This window comes from Thaumasiovibrio subtropicus, from assembly GCF_019703835.1.
In the GTDB taxonomy this organism is placed as follows: Bacteria; Pseudomonadota; Gammaproteobacteria; order Enterobacterales; family Vibrionaceae; genus Thaumasiovibrio; species Thaumasiovibrio subtropicus.
Genome location: NZ_AP023054.1, coordinates 806,161 through 822,761 on the forward strand (window position 1 = coordinate 806,161; position 16,601 = coordinate 822,761).

At 47.3% G+C, this 16,601-nt stretch carries 16 protein-coding genes; 9 read left to right on the plus strand and 7 right to left on the minus strand.

The annotated features are described in order from the left end of the window. Positions 1–50: 50 nt before the first annotated feature. Positions 51–1,499 (plus strand): tRNA uracil 4-sulfurtransferase ThiI, encoded by a 1,449-nt coding sequence (thiI, locus tag TSUB_RS03805; protein WP_087024325.1) that lies wholly within the window; start codon positions 51–53, stop codon positions 1,497–1,499. A gap of 83 nt (positions 1,500–1,582) precedes the next feature. Here thiI and TSUB_RS03810 read toward each other — a convergent pair whose 3' ends face one another. The 7 genes from TSUB_RS03810 to TSUB_RS03840 all read right to left on the minus strand — a co-directional run bounded on the left by TSUB_RS03810 (position 1,583) and on the right by TSUB_RS03840 (position 8,602). Next, entirely contained in the window at positions 1,583–2,221 is a 639-nt protein-coding gene (locus tag TSUB_RS03810; protein WP_087024323.1) for a DJ-1 family glyoxalase III, read from the minus strand. Then, positions 2,218–3,102, minus strand: a complete 885-nt coding sequence (locus tag TSUB_RS03815) for a ketopantoate reductase family protein (RefSeq protein ID WP_087024321.1) — start codon at positions 3,100–3,102, stop codon at positions 2,218–2,220. The genes TSUB_RS03810 and TSUB_RS03815 overlap by 4 nt, the downstream gene beginning before the upstream one ends. Positions 3,103–3,228: 126 nt before the next feature. Continuing rightward, positions 3,229–3,960 carry an outer membrane protein OmpK gene (locus TSUB_RS03820; RefSeq protein ID WP_087024319.1) on the minus strand — a complete coding sequence of 244 codons (732 nt, stop codon included), beginning with the start codon at positions 3,958–3,960 and terminating at the stop codon, positions 3,229–3,231. 393 nt (positions 3,961–4,353) lie between these two features. After that, on the minus strand, positions 4,354–5,874 hold the full coding sequence (locus TSUB_RS03825; protein ID WP_087024318.1) for an AmpG family muropeptide MFS transporter: 1,521 nt from the start codon (positions 5,872–5,874) through the stop codon (positions 4,354–4,356). A gap of 449 nt (positions 5,875–6,323) precedes the next feature. Further along, positions 6,324–6,878, minus strand: coding sequence for a peptidylprolyl isomerase (locus TSUB_RS03830; RefSeq protein ID WP_087024316.1), 555 nt, complete (start codon positions 6,876–6,878; stop codon positions 6,324–6,326). Then, positions 6,879–7,454, minus strand: a complete 576-nt coding sequence (locus TSUB_RS03835; RefSeq protein ID WP_087024314.1) for a YajG family lipoprotein — start codon at positions 7,452–7,454, stop codon at positions 6,879–6,881. Next, positions 7,451–8,602: a methyltransferase gene (locus tag TSUB_RS03840; protein WP_087024312.1), complete on the minus strand. Its 1,152-nt coding sequence runs from the start codon at positions 8,600–8,602 to the stop codon at positions 7,451–7,453. Before TSUB_RS03840 ends, TSUB_RS03835 begins: the two co-directional genes overlap by 4 nt. A gap of 222 nt (positions 8,603–8,824) precedes the next feature. Here TSUB_RS03840 and bolA point away from each other — a divergent pair, with 222 nt between their 5' ends. The 8 genes from bolA (at position 8,825) to nqrF (ending at position 16,583) form a co-directional block, all read left to right on the plus strand. Next, positions 8,825–9,145, plus strand: a complete 321-nt coding sequence (bolA, locus tag TSUB_RS03845; RefSeq protein ID WP_087024367.1) for a transcriptional regulator BolA — start codon at positions 8,825–8,827, stop codon at positions 9,143–9,145. A gap of 173 nt (positions 9,146–9,318) precedes the next feature. Further along, positions 9,319–10,365, plus strand: coding sequence for a TRAP transporter substrate-binding protein (locus tag TSUB_RS03850; RefSeq protein ID WP_159064989.1), 1,047 nt, complete (start codon positions 9,319–9,321; stop codon positions 10,363–10,365). Between the two features lie 393 nt (positions 10,366–10,758). Further along, a complete protein-coding gene (locus TSUB_RS03855; protein ID WP_087024308.1) occupies positions 10,759–12,099 on the plus strand; it encodes a Na(+)-translocating NADH-quinone reductase subunit A in 1,341 nt (446 codons plus the stop codon). Positions 12,100–12,101: 2 nt separating this feature from the next. Then, on the plus strand, positions 12,102–13,343 hold the full coding sequence (locus TSUB_RS03860) for an NADH:ubiquinone reductase (Na(+)-transporting) subunit B (protein ID WP_087024306.1): 1,242 nt from the start codon (positions 12,102–12,104) through the stop codon (positions 13,341–13,343). Further along, complete coding sequence (locus tag TSUB_RS03865) at positions 13,333–14,109, plus strand: Na(+)-translocating NADH-quinone reductase subunit C (RefSeq protein ID WP_087024304.1); 777 nt, start codon at positions 13,333–13,335, stop codon at positions 14,107–14,109. The genes TSUB_RS03860 and TSUB_RS03865 overlap by 11 nt, the downstream gene beginning before the upstream one ends. After that, entirely contained in the window at positions 14,102–14,734 is a 633-nt protein-coding gene (locus tag TSUB_RS03870; protein WP_087024302.1) for an NADH:ubiquinone reductase (Na(+)-transporting) subunit D, read from the plus strand. The genes TSUB_RS03865 and TSUB_RS03870 overlap by 8 nt, the downstream gene beginning before the upstream one ends. Before the next feature lie 7 nt (positions 14,735–14,741). Beyond that, positions 14,742–15,338 (plus strand): NADH:ubiquinone reductase (Na(+)-transporting) subunit E, encoded by a 597-nt coding sequence (gene nqrE, locus TSUB_RS03875; RefSeq protein ID WP_087024300.1) that lies wholly within the window; start codon positions 14,742–14,744, stop codon positions 15,336–15,338. A gap of 21 nt (positions 15,339–15,359) precedes the next feature. After that, complete coding sequence (gene nqrF, locus TSUB_RS03880; RefSeq protein ID WP_087024298.1) at positions 15,360–16,583, plus strand: NADH:ubiquinone reductase (Na(+)-transporting) subunit F; 1,224 nt, start codon at positions 15,360–15,362, stop codon at positions 16,581–16,583. Positions 16,584–16,601: the final 18 nt, after the last annotated feature.

The window sequence follows — 16,601 nt, forward strand, 5'->3', positions numbered from 1 at the left end:
CTTGTTGTATAATCCGCGCCTTTCTTCTTGAACCAACTAGCGAATGTGACATGAAATTTATTGTTAAGCCGCACCCAGAAATTTTTGTAAAAAGTGATTCAGTTCGTAAGCGTTTCACTAAAATTCTGGAATGTAATATCCGAATTATTCTTAAGCGCAAAACGGATGCGGTAGCGGTGTATAACCGTCGTGATCACATTGAAGTGGTTCCTAAACAAGCTTCACTGCGTGAAACTGTCCTTGAAGTGCTGACCAACACACCGGGTATTCACCATGTATTGGAAGTGCAACAAACTGAGTTCACCGACCTCCATGATATTTATGAGCAGACGCTAGCGCTGGTTGCCCCGCAGTTGGAAGGCAAAACCTTCTGTGTGCGTGCTAAGCGACGCGGTAAGCATGACTTTACCTCGATTGAGCTAGAGCGATATGTTGGTGGTGGCCTAAATCAGGCAGTTGCCTCTGCATCAGTGAAACTGAAGAAGCCTGATGTTACGGTAAACATTGAGGTTGATAACGAAAAGCTAAACCAAGTACTGGCACGTTATGAAGGCCTTGGTGGCTTCCCTCTAGGGACACAAGAAGACGTACTTAGCCTTATCTCTGGTGGTTTCGATTCTGGGGTATCAAGCTACTTACACATTAAGCGCGGTAGTAAGGTTCACTATTGTTTCTTTAACCTTGGCGGCCCAGCTCACGAGATTGGTGTAAAGCAAGTCTCTTCATTCCTTTGGAATAAGTACGGCTCATCTGCAAAAGTGAAGTTTATCTCGATTGATTTTGAGCCCGTTGTCGCTGAAATTCTAGAGAAAATCGACGATGGTCAAATGGGTGTGGTACTGAAGCGAATGTTCATGCGCGCCGCTGGTATGGTCGCTGAGCGTTTTGGTATCCAAGCACTGGTGACAGGTGAAGCATTAGGGCAAGTATCAAGCCAAACCTTGACTAACCTGCGTCACATCGATGGTGTTACCGATAGTTTGATTCTGCGCCCGTTAATCAACTGGGATAAGAACGACATCATCAACCTTGCGCGCGATATCGGTACGGAAGATTTTGCGAAAACAATGCCAGAGTTCTGTGGCGTTATTTCCAAAAATCCGACTGTTAAAGCAGTGAAAGAAAAGTTAGAGACAGAAGAAGCGAAGTTCGACTTTGGCTTGCTAGAACAAGTGGTTCAAGATGCTCGGATTATCGATATTCGTACCATCGAGAAAGAGAGCCAAGAGCAAGCACCTGAGATTGAAATGGTTGAGGAGATCACCGATCAAGAAGTGGTGCTGGATATCCGAAGCCCGGATGAGGAAGATGAAAGCCCATTAGAGATCGATGGCGTTGAAGTGAAACACATTCCTTTCTACAAATTGGCAACACAGTTCGGCGATCTGGATCAATCGAAAACCTATTTGCTCTACTGTGATCGTGGTGTCATGAGTCGTTTACAGGCGTTGTACCTACAGGAAAACGGTTTTGCGAACGTGAAGGTGTACCGTCCTTAAGCGCTTTGATGATTCTGTTGCTAAAGAAAACCCGACGCATCGCGCCGGGTTTTTTTATTGTGAAAAGTTGCCTAAGAGGTGACTTACACTTGGTATTCCTTGCCTAAAATATCGTAATTCATGTTAGGCCATACCACCATCGGCTTAGCGACCTCGGCCGCCTTATCTTTACCTGCAAGACGAACAATGATTTCGAGTGCAAACTCCTGAGATGTGCCCGGCCCTTGGCTGGTTAAGAGGTTAAAGTTCACATCAAAGAAGACACGCTTTGTGCGACAGCGTGCTTTGGGAATCATTGCCATGAAGTCAGGGTGGCAGGTCATAATCGCTTCAGGGAACAGCTGGTGGTGCTCTAATACGAGAGCTGGGGCTGCGCAAATAGCAGCGATGAGTTTGCCGTCATACTTATGTTGGGTAACAAATTCCACTAATAGGGGATTGTCACGGAAACACTCTGCGCCCGGTTTACCGCCCGGTAACACCACGGCATCAAACTGCTCATCCGCGATATCAACAAGACGTGTATCCGCGACGAGTTTAATCCCTCTCGAGCCCGGCATAATGAGCTCGCCATTTGACGCTACACTGGCAATCGTCACGCGAAATCCGGCGCGGATAAGCATATCGATAGTGTTGATCGCTTCCATCTCTTCAGTGCCAGGCGCGATACATACCGCCACGTTGATTGCGGTAGATTGGGTGTCAGGTTGCGGTGTTGTCATACTTGTTCTCGTTGCTTGATGGCGCGCCAAAGTGCCTTGTTGTTTGGCACGGAAAGGGCGTGTTGGTGCGCACATTGGATCAGATAACCGCTAATATAGTCGATTTCGGTCTGTCGGTGGTGATGAATGTCGCGATTCATTGAGGAATAGTTGGCTGCTGTAGCTTTGATAACGCTCAGTACGGTGGTCATTAAAGACTCGACGGATGTCGGGTAACCTTCTTTATCCATGACAGAAGCTATCTCCTCACAGAGAGCGATGAGTTGACCCCGGTATTGTGATGCGGCAAGCTCGCCATTAGCGACTTGTTCGAGTGCTGTGAGTGGGTTAATTGCACAATTGATCGCCAGTTTCTGCCAGAGTTTCGCGTGAATATCTGCTTGCCATTCACAGTGCCCAGTCGCTTGATGGAAAAGCGCCGCGAGTTGCGGTTGTTCTCCTGCCGTATTTAGCGCTCCCAGAAACGTCGGACCTTGACCCGTATGTATAATTTTCGCTTGTTGAGGTTTGAGTGCCCCTTGCGATGTGGTGGCAAAGAGTAGTGGGTGGTGTGGCAGCGCTTGGAGTAAATCAGCGGTTGTGCCCATGCCATTATGACTGACAACGACAATGGCGTGTGCGTTGAGGTAGTGCCGAATAGCACTGATAGCGGCGTTTACTTGGAAGGCCTTAACACAAATGAGCACCATCTCGCTGGCGGTGAGCGCTTGGGGATCATTACTGGCAAAGGTATAGGTTGTTTCTTGCTCTGTTAGCGCGGTGAAGCTGAGCGAAGTGACTGGGGTACGCCTTGTCCAAAGGTGCACTTGATGGCCAGCTTCTTGAAGTTGGCAAGCAAACAGGCACCCAACTGCCCCTGCGCCAACAACGGTGATTTTCATGCTTATCTCTCTATTCCCATGTTAATTAGCGTGGGTATGTCATGAGGTTAATAGGCACAGCTTATCACAAATACAACAATGCCCCAGTGCGAGCTGAGGCATTGAAAAGGGCAGTAGTGACTTCGATTAGAAGTTGTACTTCACTGTGTAGATCAACGCGTTCGCGTAGTTTTCTTGACCTAGCTTGTTGTTAGAGTAACGGTACTGAACACCAGTGGTTACGTCTTCAGTCACGTTCCACCAAAGTGCAAGTGCACCGTTAAGACCTGTGCTGTCTTTCTCGCTCAGGGCTAGGTACTCATCTTTGCGGCTGAACTCGATTTCGTTCCAGTTGCTGATGCTGAAGCTTTGACCGAATGCGTCAAAGTTGTAGCCACCAACCCAACCAGCCATACCACCGTTCATGCCAACATAACCAGCAGTGTTAGTGTGGTGGAAACCGATGAATGGGTTGAAGAACCAACCTTCGCCAGCAAAGCTGTACGATAGACCAGTAACGGTGTTACGGATGTGCCAGCCACCGTTTTCGGTCGAGTAAGAGTGAGCGTATAGACGTAGCTCATCTAGGCCAGTTTTGTAAGTGATAGAGCCTTTGCTTGCAACACGTGTTTCGCTAGAGCCATCTTGAACATTTTCTACATCGAAGAAGCCGTAAAGCTCACCCCAATCAAAACCTGCGCCGCCTTCAATTTCAACGTAAAGGAAATCTTCTTTGAAGCCGCCAGCGCGCTCTTCTGTTCCTTTAGACCAATCTAGGTGGTTAACGCTTAGGCTACCGAAACCGTATAGGTATTCAGCGTGTGCAGGTACAGCAGCAGTGGCTGCCATTAGGCTCATAGCTAAAAGTGTTTTACGCATAGTGCTTGTCTCATCAGTTCAATAGGGAGTTTCGTTCAGGAGTATCCGTACCCTGAATAGGTGCTGGGCATTCTATGGTGGAAAGTCACAAATTGGAATGTAACGATTGCGCAAACGATTTCTAAATGTGATCTAGATCGACTGTAATCGATTTCAAATCCGAAAAAATAGTGATGCGTGTCATGTTTTTTGCTTATTGATTGAACAAATATTTGCAGTCGATGACTAAGCCGGCTCGATTTTGGACAGCAGTGAGGGCTTTTTTTTGAATAGAGAAATGGCGTTTGCGGATGTTTTAAACAAGAAGAGGGCGAATGGCCGTCTAAAAAGTGGAATGATTACTGTCTATGTTGAGGTGGGGGAAGTGATATTCCCCCAGTTTACGTGTGTTGATTAAGTGGCGAGCTTATTTTGGGCTGATTCTTTACCTTGATCATCGCCTGATGAAGTGTGGGTAGGGAGTCGGCTAACCAGATAAATGAGAACGAGCACAGGGAAGCCGATCAGTGCTGAGCACAGGAAGAAGACATCGTAGCCAAATTGATCAACAAACAGCCCTGAAAAACCAGCAACAAACTTAGGGAAAAGTAACATGATGGAGCTGAACACGGCATATTGAGTGGCTGAGAAAGCCACGTTTGTGAGGCTCGAAATGTAGGTGATAAAGGCCGCTGTTGCAATGCCTGCCCCGAGGTTGTCGGCACTGATCACCGCGATCAACAAGGAGCGCTTATCACCGAGTAGGTGCAAGATGTTGTAGAGAGCAGGGCTGTTATTGACATAGTTAGCGAAAGAGATCAGAAGTTCGCTGTTGCCTGTATATTGGGTAAGGTAATCAAGCAAGTTAGCATCGACTGTATAGGAAAGGACGACAAAGAGTGCATTGGTAATTGCTGCGATGATGGCACCCGCGGCAAGAATACGTAACGTACCAAATTTCGTGACTAATATGCCACCCAGACCAGCGCCGAGCAGCGTCATGATAACGCCGTAGACTTTTGAAATAGAAGCAACTTCTGTTTTGGTGAAGCCAACATCAACGTAAAAGGCGTAGGCCATGACACCCATCACCACATCTGAGATACGATAAGTTGCAATGAGAGCAAGAATAAGAAGTGCACTCTTGCCATAACGTTTAAAGAAATCAATGAATGGCATCATGGCGGCACTGAAGAACCAAGCACCCAGTTTAGCGAGTTGCGGGTGCACGCCTCGATTGAGCATCGACTGACGCACCTGTTGCTCTTGTCCGGCGATCTCTGCCATATCAATTTTTGGCTCTTTAATGAGTAGGGTGGTGATGATCCCGACTGACATAAAGCCTGCCATCACGAGGTAAGAGATCCGCCACCCGGCGATAACGTATTCTGCATCGGAACCCACAAAAGCCGAGATAGACAATGCACCTGCGCCAGCAAGGATCATTGCCAAGCGGTAACCCGTCATATAGCTTGCTGCCAGTGCGGCTTGTAATCTTTCTTCGGCGAGTTCAATACGATAGGCATCAACCACAATATCTTGCGTTGCCGATGAAAAGGCGACAATGACGGCAAAGATAGCGAGTAAGGCGAGGTGTTTATTGGGATCTGTTGTCGCCATGCCCACTAAGGCGGCAGCGATAAGTACCTGCGAAAGCAATAGCCAACTGCGGCGCCGACCAAAAAGCTTAGCGAGACCAGGGAGAGGGAAACGGTCGACTAGCGGCGACCAGATCCATTTAAAGCCGTACGCAAGGCCAACCCAGCTGAAAAAACCAATTTCTGTTCGGCTGACATCGGCTTCACGGAGCCAGAATGACAAGGTACCAAAGACAAGTAAGATGGGGAGCCCTGAAGAAAAACCCAGCGCAAGCATGATGAGCACTTTCTTTTCTAAGTAGACACGCCAAGCGGACGGGGTGTTTGCTGATACCATGTTCATTCCTTTGTCAGCGAGAATCGCTGGTGTTGCGAGTTTACGTTGAAATCGCTGATAAGACCGATGAAGGGAGAGCGAGTTCAATAGCACTTGATAGCAGTATACTCAAGCCACCTCAAGATGCTTGTTCAGCGAGAGTTTCTAGGCTTGTCAACAAGACACTGTTTTGAAGATCTAGTGGACTAAATCAAAAAACAGTAACGACGGTGGCGAGCCTAGAAAACTCGCCCTTCGGGAAGCGACTAGCGCCCCGATTTCTGCGTTAAAGGTGTTTGAAAGGGGAAAGCCATTCCTTCACACCTTTGCCTTGAACTCGACGCGCTAGGCCGCTTCTGAATCCTGCATCTTGAGGCGGTTTGAGTATATCTTAACTCAGAAATTTCTTCGCTTAATTGTTTGTAAATATATGAAAAAAGCCACACTGGGTGGCTTTTTAAGAAGGGTGATTACTCTTCGAGCAGCGTTACCGATTCAATAATAATCGGTTCTATCGGTACATTTTGCATGTGTTTGCTGCTGATTGTTGTCGTCGGTTTACCGGCAATGGCATCGATCACATTCATGCCGCTAACCACTTCACCAAACACCGCATAACCCGGCTTGCTTTGACTACCGTCTAAGTAAGGGTTATCGACCACATTGATATAGAACTGGCGTGTCGCTGAATCAACAATTTGCGTGCGAGCCATCGCAATGGTAGCGCGTTTGTTACTCAGCCCATTCGCAGACTCATTTTTGATTGGTGAGTAGGTATCGACTTGATTCAGCTCTGTGTCAAACCCACCGCCCTGCACCATAAAGTTGGGAATAACGCGGTGGAAAATAGTCCCTTCGTAACTGCCATCTTTTACATAACGGAGAAAGTTCTGGGTACTTGCAGGGGCTTTCTCTTCGTTTAAATCGACGACAAAGCTGCCCAAGTTAGTTTTTACTTCCACTTGCGCGGCAAATGCAGTGGCACTGCTGAGCAGGCCAACGAGCAAAAGAGAGGCGAGACGCATTTAGAGGTTCTCCAGAATGTACACATTGAGTTCGCGGTCATTGCCAATTTCAGCAAGGACATTGTTGAGGAGATCGTTGACGATCACTTCCATGTCTTCTACTGAGGCACTTGTCATACCTGAAGCGGAAGAACGTCCAGTGAAGCGTTTCACAAACTTCCCTCGTGGGCTTTCAACAACGACCTGTACGTTAGCGGTTGCTTCCATTTCATGCTTCATCACGCTATGGCGAACATTGAGTAACGTATCGAGAATGTCAACACGCATGGTACCGCGGCTGTTATCACTCACAACATATCCTTGTGCTGTAAGTTGGCGCGTTAAGGCTTGCTCGAATGCAACGCGAAGGTTTTGCTGTGCATGGACTGGTTGCTTCTGCTCACGGCCAGTATCAACGAGGGCAATAAACTGGGCACTGCGCAAATCCTGGGTCTCGAGGCTGATTGCGGTACCTTGTCCCATTGATGAAGCGCCTGAATAGGGTTGAAGCGTTAAGTTCAACTGAGGCTCTCGTGGCGCTGAGCAAGCAGTTATGAGTACGGCCAGACCCAGAGTCAGTACTAGCTTTTTGATCATGATGTCGTCCTTGTTGGTCTTTTTTCTGCCTCAAGAATAACGAACTTATTGTTTGAAGCAATAGTCGTGACGTTGCCAAAGAGGCGTTTAAGTTTAACATGATAGCCTAAATGACGGTTTCCAATAATACGAAGTTTTCCTTTCATTTTAAGAACATGTTTTGCATCACAGAACATTTGCCAAGCAATATGATCGGTAATGGTGTTCTGCTGGTGGAACGGCGGGTTGCAAACGACCCAATCTGCTGTTTCTGGCTGCATACCCGTTAAGCAGTTGTTCATCATCGCATTGAGTTGATCGGGGTTGGTTAGGTTCCTGTCAGCATTTTCTCGTGCAGAGGCAACAGCCATATCACTTTCATCGACACAGGTAACGCGCGCATCAGGGTTGAGCCTTGCGCACTGTAAGCCGATGACACCATTACCACAGCCCAAATCAATGATATGTTCGGCGGCAGGGTCTTGAGGTAAGTGCTCTAGAAAAAAGCGTGCCCCAATATCGAGTTTTTCCCCGGCAAAGACATTGACGTGGTTGAACAGTGTGAAGTTATATTCCGGCACCGACCAAATAGTTGCTTGCTCGGTTGATGGGTTTGAAGGTCGGTGTGAGTTAGGCCGACAGAAAATCAGTCGTGATTTTTTTACCGCCAGCGATGTGTGGGTTTCCCCTAACTTTTGCTCGAACAAACGTAGTGTTGAGGTATGAATTTCCTTGGTTTTTGCTCCGGCTATCACATCACAATCTGCGGAAACAACTTGCGCTATTTGGTCGAGCTGCCATTTTAGCAAGCGATTGTTTTTCGGGATTTTTATGATGACGGCTTGCGGGTTTTTCGGCAAAGAATCTCGACAGTTCAAGTAGTTAATGCTGGCCTTAGCGTTTTCTTTTAGGTTCTCTCGACAAGCTTGTTGAGCGATAAAAGAGTCGCTAATGTTATAGATACAACCACGTGTTGATAGCCAGTTACTTAATGCGCCAAAACTGTCATTAAAAATTAATATCGGCCTTGTTGGGTCTAGATTCCGCTCTGCCAAAGTGTTGATCAGGTATTCGTCCGCTGAATCCCATGCTTGTAACGTGTCATTCTCACGAGCGGGGTAGCGTTGTAAGATGAGCTCCTCGTTTTGAATGCTGAGTATCGGTTTCATTCTCTGGTTCTTTACGCTATTTTTAAGGACTCGGTCATTGTCGCAGAAGAAAAATCAACTGCAATAGAAAACATGACTAAGGCACTACAAACGCTTTCATTTTGAAGCGTAGAGAGCGTTAGATGTTGTTCTAGAGCATTTTGCATCGTGTTTCACTGTGCAGTGAAAGCGACAGTAAGGGCTCAACACGGGCGTGTTCAATTATTTGTTGTGGTAGGTAATATGATTAAAGAAACTATTGAACAGAAGCTGTTAGATGCGTTTACGCCCAGCCACTTAGAGGTCGTAAACGAAAGCTACATGCATAATGTCCCTGCGGGTGCAGAGAGTCATTTTAAAGTCGTTGTAGTGAGTGATGAGTTTGATGGACAACGTCTGTTACAACGCCATCGCGCCATAAACACGATTTTGGCGACGGAGTTAAGTGACCACATTCATGCACTTGCTATCCATACCTATACGGGAAATGAGTGGCAAAATTTGTATCAAGGTGCACCAAATTCACCGTCTTGTCGAGGTGGGGCAAAACTGACGGAAACCTAAACAAGGTAACAAGATTCGATAAAGCCGCTCATGGAGCGGCTTTTTTATTGCCTGTCGCATGCAGTTTTACGCGATGTGTGCTGCGCTTAATAGCATATTCGCAAAAACCTCATACCAAAATGGCATCATGCGTCTATGCTTATTGGCAACTTTATGCAGTAAAGAGAGATCGAATGCGCGCTGTTGGCATGCTTTTACTTGTACTCAGTTTGTTGGGGTGTAGTGAGCAGTCACCAACTTCAAGCCCTGTGGAGTATGAGTGGCGTCTTTCTACCGCGTGGCCGACGGGGTTTCCAGGGGTAGGGGATGCACCGCGCCAGCTTGCGGAGCGCGTCAACGTAGCGAGTAATGGACGGTTTGTCATTACGGTGTATGGTGCGGGAGAAATTGTGCCTGCGTTTGACCTCTTTAAGGCGGTATCAAATCGTGCAGTTGAAATGGGCCATTCCAGTGCTTACTACTGGCAAGATGAGCTCCCTGCAGCCGCCTTTTTTTCAGCGGTCCCGTTTGGGATGAATGCCACTGAAATGACAAGTTGGCTTTATGAGGCTGATGGGATGGCGTTGTGGCAAGAACTCTATCAGCCCTATGGGGTGCTACCTTTTCCTGGAGGGAACAGTGGTCCTCAAATGGGCGGCTGGTTTAACCGGCCTATTGAGTCAATGGAAGACTGGCTGGGTTTGAAAATGCGTATTCCTGGGTTTGGTGCAGGTGTCGTAAAGAGTGTGGGCGGGATTCCGATCTCATTGGCCGCAACAGATATACCCGATGCATTTCAAAATAACCTATTGGATGCGATCGAGTGGATAGGTCCATACAACGATTTAGCGTTTGGGCTCTATAAAATGGGCCGATATTACTACTACCCCGCTTGGCATGAACCTAGCACCCAGATGGAGTTTATTGTTAATCAGTCTGCCTTTGATGCATTGCCAGACGATCTCCAGCAGCTCTTAGTTGATGCGATGGATGCGGTAAATAATCAAATGCAAGCACATTACTTGGTGAAGAATCAACAAGCACTCGAGGTTTTGCTGAAAGAGCACGGTGTTGTCTTGAGGGCATTTCCGCCGGAGGTACTGCAGTCACTTCAACAACACACAAAAAGACTGTTACTCTCATTGGCAGGGCATGACCCACAGTTTCACAAGATTTATATGTCGTACAGCGCACATACAGGTAAACTACGTAAATTAAGAAGCTTTGTGTTAAGCATGTGACTTAAGACATTTTTCTTCAAAACCGCACAGGATACTCGTACGTTTACTGCCAAATTGGTGAAGTTTCATACAAAAACTAGTGGGCAATTATGCAAGCCTAAATAGCGGCTTTAATTGCGATAAACGTGCGCTAGCTCAAGGAAGTGGTGATTATTTTCAAGTCAAGCGTGAGGTTTGATGATTTTGGCACCGAATAGCGTTTTCGGTCATAGCAAGCTCACGGTGATTGATGTTATCATCCCGACTCAAATTTAATCTCTACAAAAATTTTTTGTTTTGTAGAGGCCTTAATGAGACCAGCCGAGGATGGAATTTAATGCGGCATGGTCTCAATGTCGTGCCTTAGATGTACAACAGAATTCCTTTTATCCATAAAATGTAGTGCAAGTGCGTATGATTACAATAAAAAAGGGCTTGGATATCCCAATCGCGGGTGCTCCAACTCAGGTGATTAGTGATGGTAATGCCATCAAGCGCGTCGCTTTGCTTGGCGAAGAGTATGTTGGGATGCGTCCCAAAATGCATGTTCGCGTTGAGGATGTAGTGAAAAAAGGTCAGGTACTTTTTGAAGACAAAAAGAACCCAGGCGTTAAATTCACGGCTCCTGTTAGCGGTAAAGTGATAGAGATTAATCGTGGTGAAAAGCGTGTGTTGCAATCGGTCGTGATCGAAGTTGAAGGTGAAGAGCAAATCACTTTCGACGCTTATTCACGTGAACAGTTAGCGGGTTTAGATCGTGCAGCGATCGTTTCTCAGCTGACTGAGTCAGGTGAATGGGCTGCTTTACGTACCCGTCCTTTCAGCAAAGTTCCTGCTGTTGATGCGACCACTCAGGCGATTTTTGTAACAGCGATTGATACCAATCCGCTGGCTGCAAATCCTGAAGTGATTATCAACGCGAACGCAGAAGCTTTCGCGGCAGGTTTGACAGTATTGTCTCGCCTGACTGAAGGTAAGGTTTACGTGTGTAAAGCGGGTAGCAGCCTGCCTCGCGCTGATCAAGCCAATGTTGAAGAGCATGTATTTAACGGTCCGCACCCAGCGGGTCTAGTCGGTACTCACATGCACTTCCTATACCCAGTTAACATCGAAAACCAAGCTTGGCACATCAACTATCAAGATGTGATTGCTTATGGTCAACTTTTCCTCACCGGCGAAATTTACACTGATCGTGTGGTTTCTCTGGGTGGTCCTGTTGTTAACAATCCTCGTCTGCTCAAGACAATTCGTGGTGCGTCTATCACTGAATTGACTGATCGTGAGCTGATGCCAGGTGAAGTGCGTATGATCGCGGGTTCAGTGCTTTGCGGTGTGCGTGCAGATGATGCCCATGCTTACCTTGGTCGTTACGCGCTGCAGATTTCTGCACTACGCGAAGGCCGTGAAAAAGAGCTGTTCGGCTGGATTGCGCCAGGTAAGAATAAGTTCTCTATTACCCGTTCTTTCTTGAGTCACTTGTTTAGCGGTCAGTTGTTTAATATGACAACCACCACTAACGGTAGTGATCGTGCCATGGTGCCAATCGGTAACTATGAGAAAGTCATGCCATTGGATATCGAACCGACACTGCTATTGCGTGATCTGTGTGCCGGCGATATAGACAGCGCTCAGACGCTGGGTGCATTAGAGCTGGATGAAGAAGATCTAGCACTGTGTACGTTCGTTTGCCCTGGTAAGTACGATTTTGGTCCGATGCTGCGTGAGTGTTTGGACACAATTGAGAAGGATGGGTAATCATGAGCCTCAAGCATTTCCTCGAGAAAATCGAGCATCAATTTGAGCCGGGCGGTAAACATGAGCGTTGGTTTGCGCTGTATGAAGCGTTTGCAACCCTAATGTACACCCCAGGTACAGTGACCAAAGCAAAATCACACGTACGTGATAGCGTTGACCTAAAACGTATCATGATTATGGTGTGGTTTGCAGTATTCCCAGCGATGTTCTGGGGTATGTACAACACTGGTCACCAATCTATCACAGCGCTGACTCACCTCTATGCTGGTAACGAACTCGCGACTGTTATCGCTGGCAACTGGCACTACTGGTTGACCGAAATGGTAGCAGGTAGCCTAACCGAAGCAGGTTGGGGTACGAAGATGTTGCTAGGTGCGACCTACTTCTTGCCTATCTACGCGGTGGTATTTGCAGTCGGTGGCTTCTGGGAAGTCCTTTTCTGTATGGTGCGTAAGCACGAAGTGAACGAAGGTTTCTTTGTTACCTCGATTCTTTTCGCGCTAATTGTTCCGCCAACGCTGCCATTATGGCAAGCAGCACTGGGTATTACTTTCGGTGTTGTTGTGGCAAAAGAAGTCTTTGGTGGTACAGGCCGTAACTTCTTGAACCCAGCACTGGCTGGTCGTGCATTCCTATTCTTTGCTTACCCTGCACAGATCTCTGGTGATCTTGTGTGGACAGCCGCTGATGGCTTCTCAGGTGCAACAGCGCTTGGCCAGTGGGCAAATGCAGGTCAAGGTGGCGTTATTCATAACGTGACTGGCGAAGCGGTGACGTGGATGGATGCGTTCATCGGTAACGTACCGGGTTCAATCGGTGAAGTCTCTACGCTAGCTATCATTCTTGGTGGTGCGATGATCGTTTACATGGGCATTGCTTCATGGCGCATCATTCTCGGTACCCTAGTGGGTATGGCGGCAACGGCGACACTGTTTAACATCATTGGTTCTGAAACAAATGCAATGTTCAGCATGCCTTGGCACTGGCACCTTGTTCTCGGTGGTTTTGCATTCGGTATGATGTTCATGGCGACGGACCCTGTTTCTGCAGCATTTACTAACAAAGGTAAGTGGGCATACGGCGTACTCATTGGTGCGATGTGTGTGATGATTCGTGTCGTCAACCCAGCTTATCCGGAAGGCATGATGCTAGCCATCCTGTTTGCAAACCTGTTTGCGCCTGTATTTGACTACTTGGTTGTTCAGGGCAACGTGAAACGGAGACTCGCTCGCTATGGCAAGTAATAACGATAGCATGAAGAAAACGCTGACCGTTGTTATCGCATTGAGCCTAGTGTGTTCAATCGTGGTATCCGGTGCAGCGGTTGCATTGCGTCCAATGCAGCAGAAAAACGCCGTAGAAGATGTACAGCGCAACATTCTTTCTGTTGCGGGCTTGTACGAAGCTGGCATTGACATCGCTGAGACATTCGACGCGAACATTGAGCCTGTGCTTATCAATCTAGAGACAGGTGAAGTAGACACGTCTATTGATGCAGCAACGTTTGATCAGCGCGCTTCAGCGAAAGATCCTGCTACGTCTATTGCGCTTGGTGCAGACGACATCGCGAAAATCGGTCGTCGTTCAAACCTAGCAAAAATCTACTTAGTAAAAGATGGCGACAAAACTGACAAAATCATCCTGCCTGTTCACGGTAACGGTCTGTGGTCGATGATGTACGCATTTGTTGCAATCGAGACTGACGGTAACACTATCGCAGGCATCACCTACTACGAGCAGGGTGAGACCCCTGGACTTGGTGGTGAAGTAGAGAACCCACGCTGGCGTGGTCAGTTCGTAGGTAAAGAGTTGTTTGACGCTAAAGGCCAACCTGCTATTCGCGTAGTAAAAGGTGGCGCTCCTGAAGGCGATAGACATGCAGTAGACGGTCTGTCTGGTGCGACGCTAACCGCTAACGGTGTTCAAAATACCTTCGATTTCTGGCTAGGCGAGAATGGCTTTGGTCCGTTCCTGGCTAAAGTACGTGAGGGAGGCCTGAACAATGGCTGATTCTAAAGAAATGAAAAAGGTGCTGTTTGCGCCACTAGTCGACAATAACCCGATTGCACTTCAAGTTCTTGGTGTGTGTTCAGCGCTAGCGGTGACCACAAAGCTTGAAACTGCATTTGTTATGACGATTGCGGTTGTTTTCGTTACCGCGTTCTCTAACTTGTTCGTGTCGATGATTCGTAACCACATTCCAAACAGTGTGCGTATCATTTGTCAGATGGCGATTATCGCTTCTCTGGTAATCCTGGTTGACCAGGTGTTGAAAGCGTTTGTTTATGAAATTTCTAAGCAGCTTTCGGTATTCGTTGGTCTGATCATCACGAACTGTATCGTTATGGGTCGTGCTGAAGCGTACGCAATGAAGTCTGCACCATTGCCATCATTAATGGATGGTATCGGTAACGGTCTTGGTTACGGTTTCGTTCTTATCACCGTTGGTTTCTTCCGTGAACTATTCGGTGCAGGTCAACTGTTCGGTATGCAAGTGCTACCTACAGTGGCTGAAGGTGGTTGGTATCAGCCGAATGGTATGATGCTACTTGCACCGTCAGCATTCTTCCTGATTGGCTTTATGATTTGGGCTATTCGTACGATTCGCCCAGAGCAAGTAGAAGCGAAGGAGTAATTTACTAATGGAACATTACATTAGCTTGCTGGTTCGCTCGATTTTCATCGAGAACCTTGCGCTTTCCTTCTTCCTAGGGATGTGTACTTTCCTAGCAGTTTCAAAGAAGGTGAAAACTTCTTTCGGTCTAGGTGTTGCGGTTACATTCGTTCTTGCTATTGCAGTACCAGTGAATAACCTGATTTACAACTTGATCCTACGCGATGGTGTGCTAGTTCAAGGTGTTGATCTGAGCTTCCTGAACTTCATCACGTTTATCGGTGTTATCGCGGCATTGGTGCAGATTCTAGAGATGATTCTAGATCGCTTCTTCCCGCCGCTATACAACGCGTTAGGTATCTTCCTACCGCTGATTACCGTTAACTGTGCGATTTTCGGTGGCGTATCTTTCATGGTTCAGCGTGATTACAACTTCGCTGAGTCAGTGGTATACGGTATCGGTTCAGGTATCGGTTGGATGCTAGCGATTGTTGCGCTAGCAGGTCTGCGTGAGAAGATGAAGTATTCTGACGTACCAGCAGGTCTTCGTGGTCTAGGTATTACCTTTATCACGGTTGGTCTAATGGCACTCGGCTTTATGTCATTCTCTGGCGTTCAGCTGTAATCAGGATAAGAGGAAAGGTCAATGGATATTATTCTTGGCGTAGTAATGTTTACTCTGATTATCCTGGCACTGGTTTTAGTGATTCTGTTCGCTAAATCCAAGCTGGTACCATCAGGTGACATCACTATTTCAGTAAACGGCGATCCTGAGAAAGCGATCGCAACTGCAGCGGGCAGCAAACTGCTGGGCGCACTTGCAGGTTCTGGTATTTTCGTTTCATCGGCGTGTGGTGGCGGTGGCTCTTGTGGTCAGTGTCGCGTTAAAGTGAAATCAGGTGGTGGTGATATTCTACCGACTGAGCTTGATCACATCTCGAAAGGTGAAGCCCGTGAAGGTGAGCGTCTAGCCTGTCAGGTTAACGTGAAATCTGACATGGAAATCGAACTTCCAGAAGAGATCTTCGGTGTTAAGAAGTGGGAATGTAGCGTTATCTCTAATGATAACAAAGCGACCTTCATTAAAGAGCTTAAACTGCAGATCCCTGATGGTGAGTCTGTTCCATTCCGTGCGGGTGGTTACATTCAGATTGAAGCACCAGCTCACCACGTTAAATACGCAGATTTCGACGTGCCAGAAGAGTATCGTGAAGACTGGGACAAGTTTAACCTGTTCCGTTACGAGTCAATCGTGAATGAAGAGTCTATCCGTGCTTACTCGATGGCAAACTACCCGGAAGAAGAAGGTATTATTATGTTGAACGTGCGTATTGCTACGCCGCCACCTAATAATCCGGATGTACCACCAGGTATCATGTCTTCTTACATTTGGTCGCTGAAAGAGGGTGACAAGTGTACGATTTCTGGCCCATTTGGTGAGTTCTTCGCGAAAGACACTGACAATGAGATGGTCTTTATCGGTGGTGGTGCAGGTATGGCGCCGATGCGTTCACACATCTTCGACCAACTTAAGCGTCTCAACTCAGATCGTAAGATGTCATTCTGGTATGGTGCACGTTCTAAGCGCGAAATGTTCTATGTAGAAGATTTCGACGGCCTACAAGCAGAAAATGACAACTTCCAGTGGCATGTCGCGCTCTCTGATCCTCAGCCAGAGGATAATTGGGATGGTTACACTGGCTTCATTCACAACGTCATCTACGAGAACTATCTCAAAGATCACGAAGCGCCTGAAGACTGTGAGTACTACATGTGTGGTCCACCAATGATGAACGCAGCAGTAATCGGTATGCTGAAAGATCTTGGTGTTGAGGATGAAAACATCCTACTGGATGACTTCGGCGGTTAATCGCTGGACCATCTGACT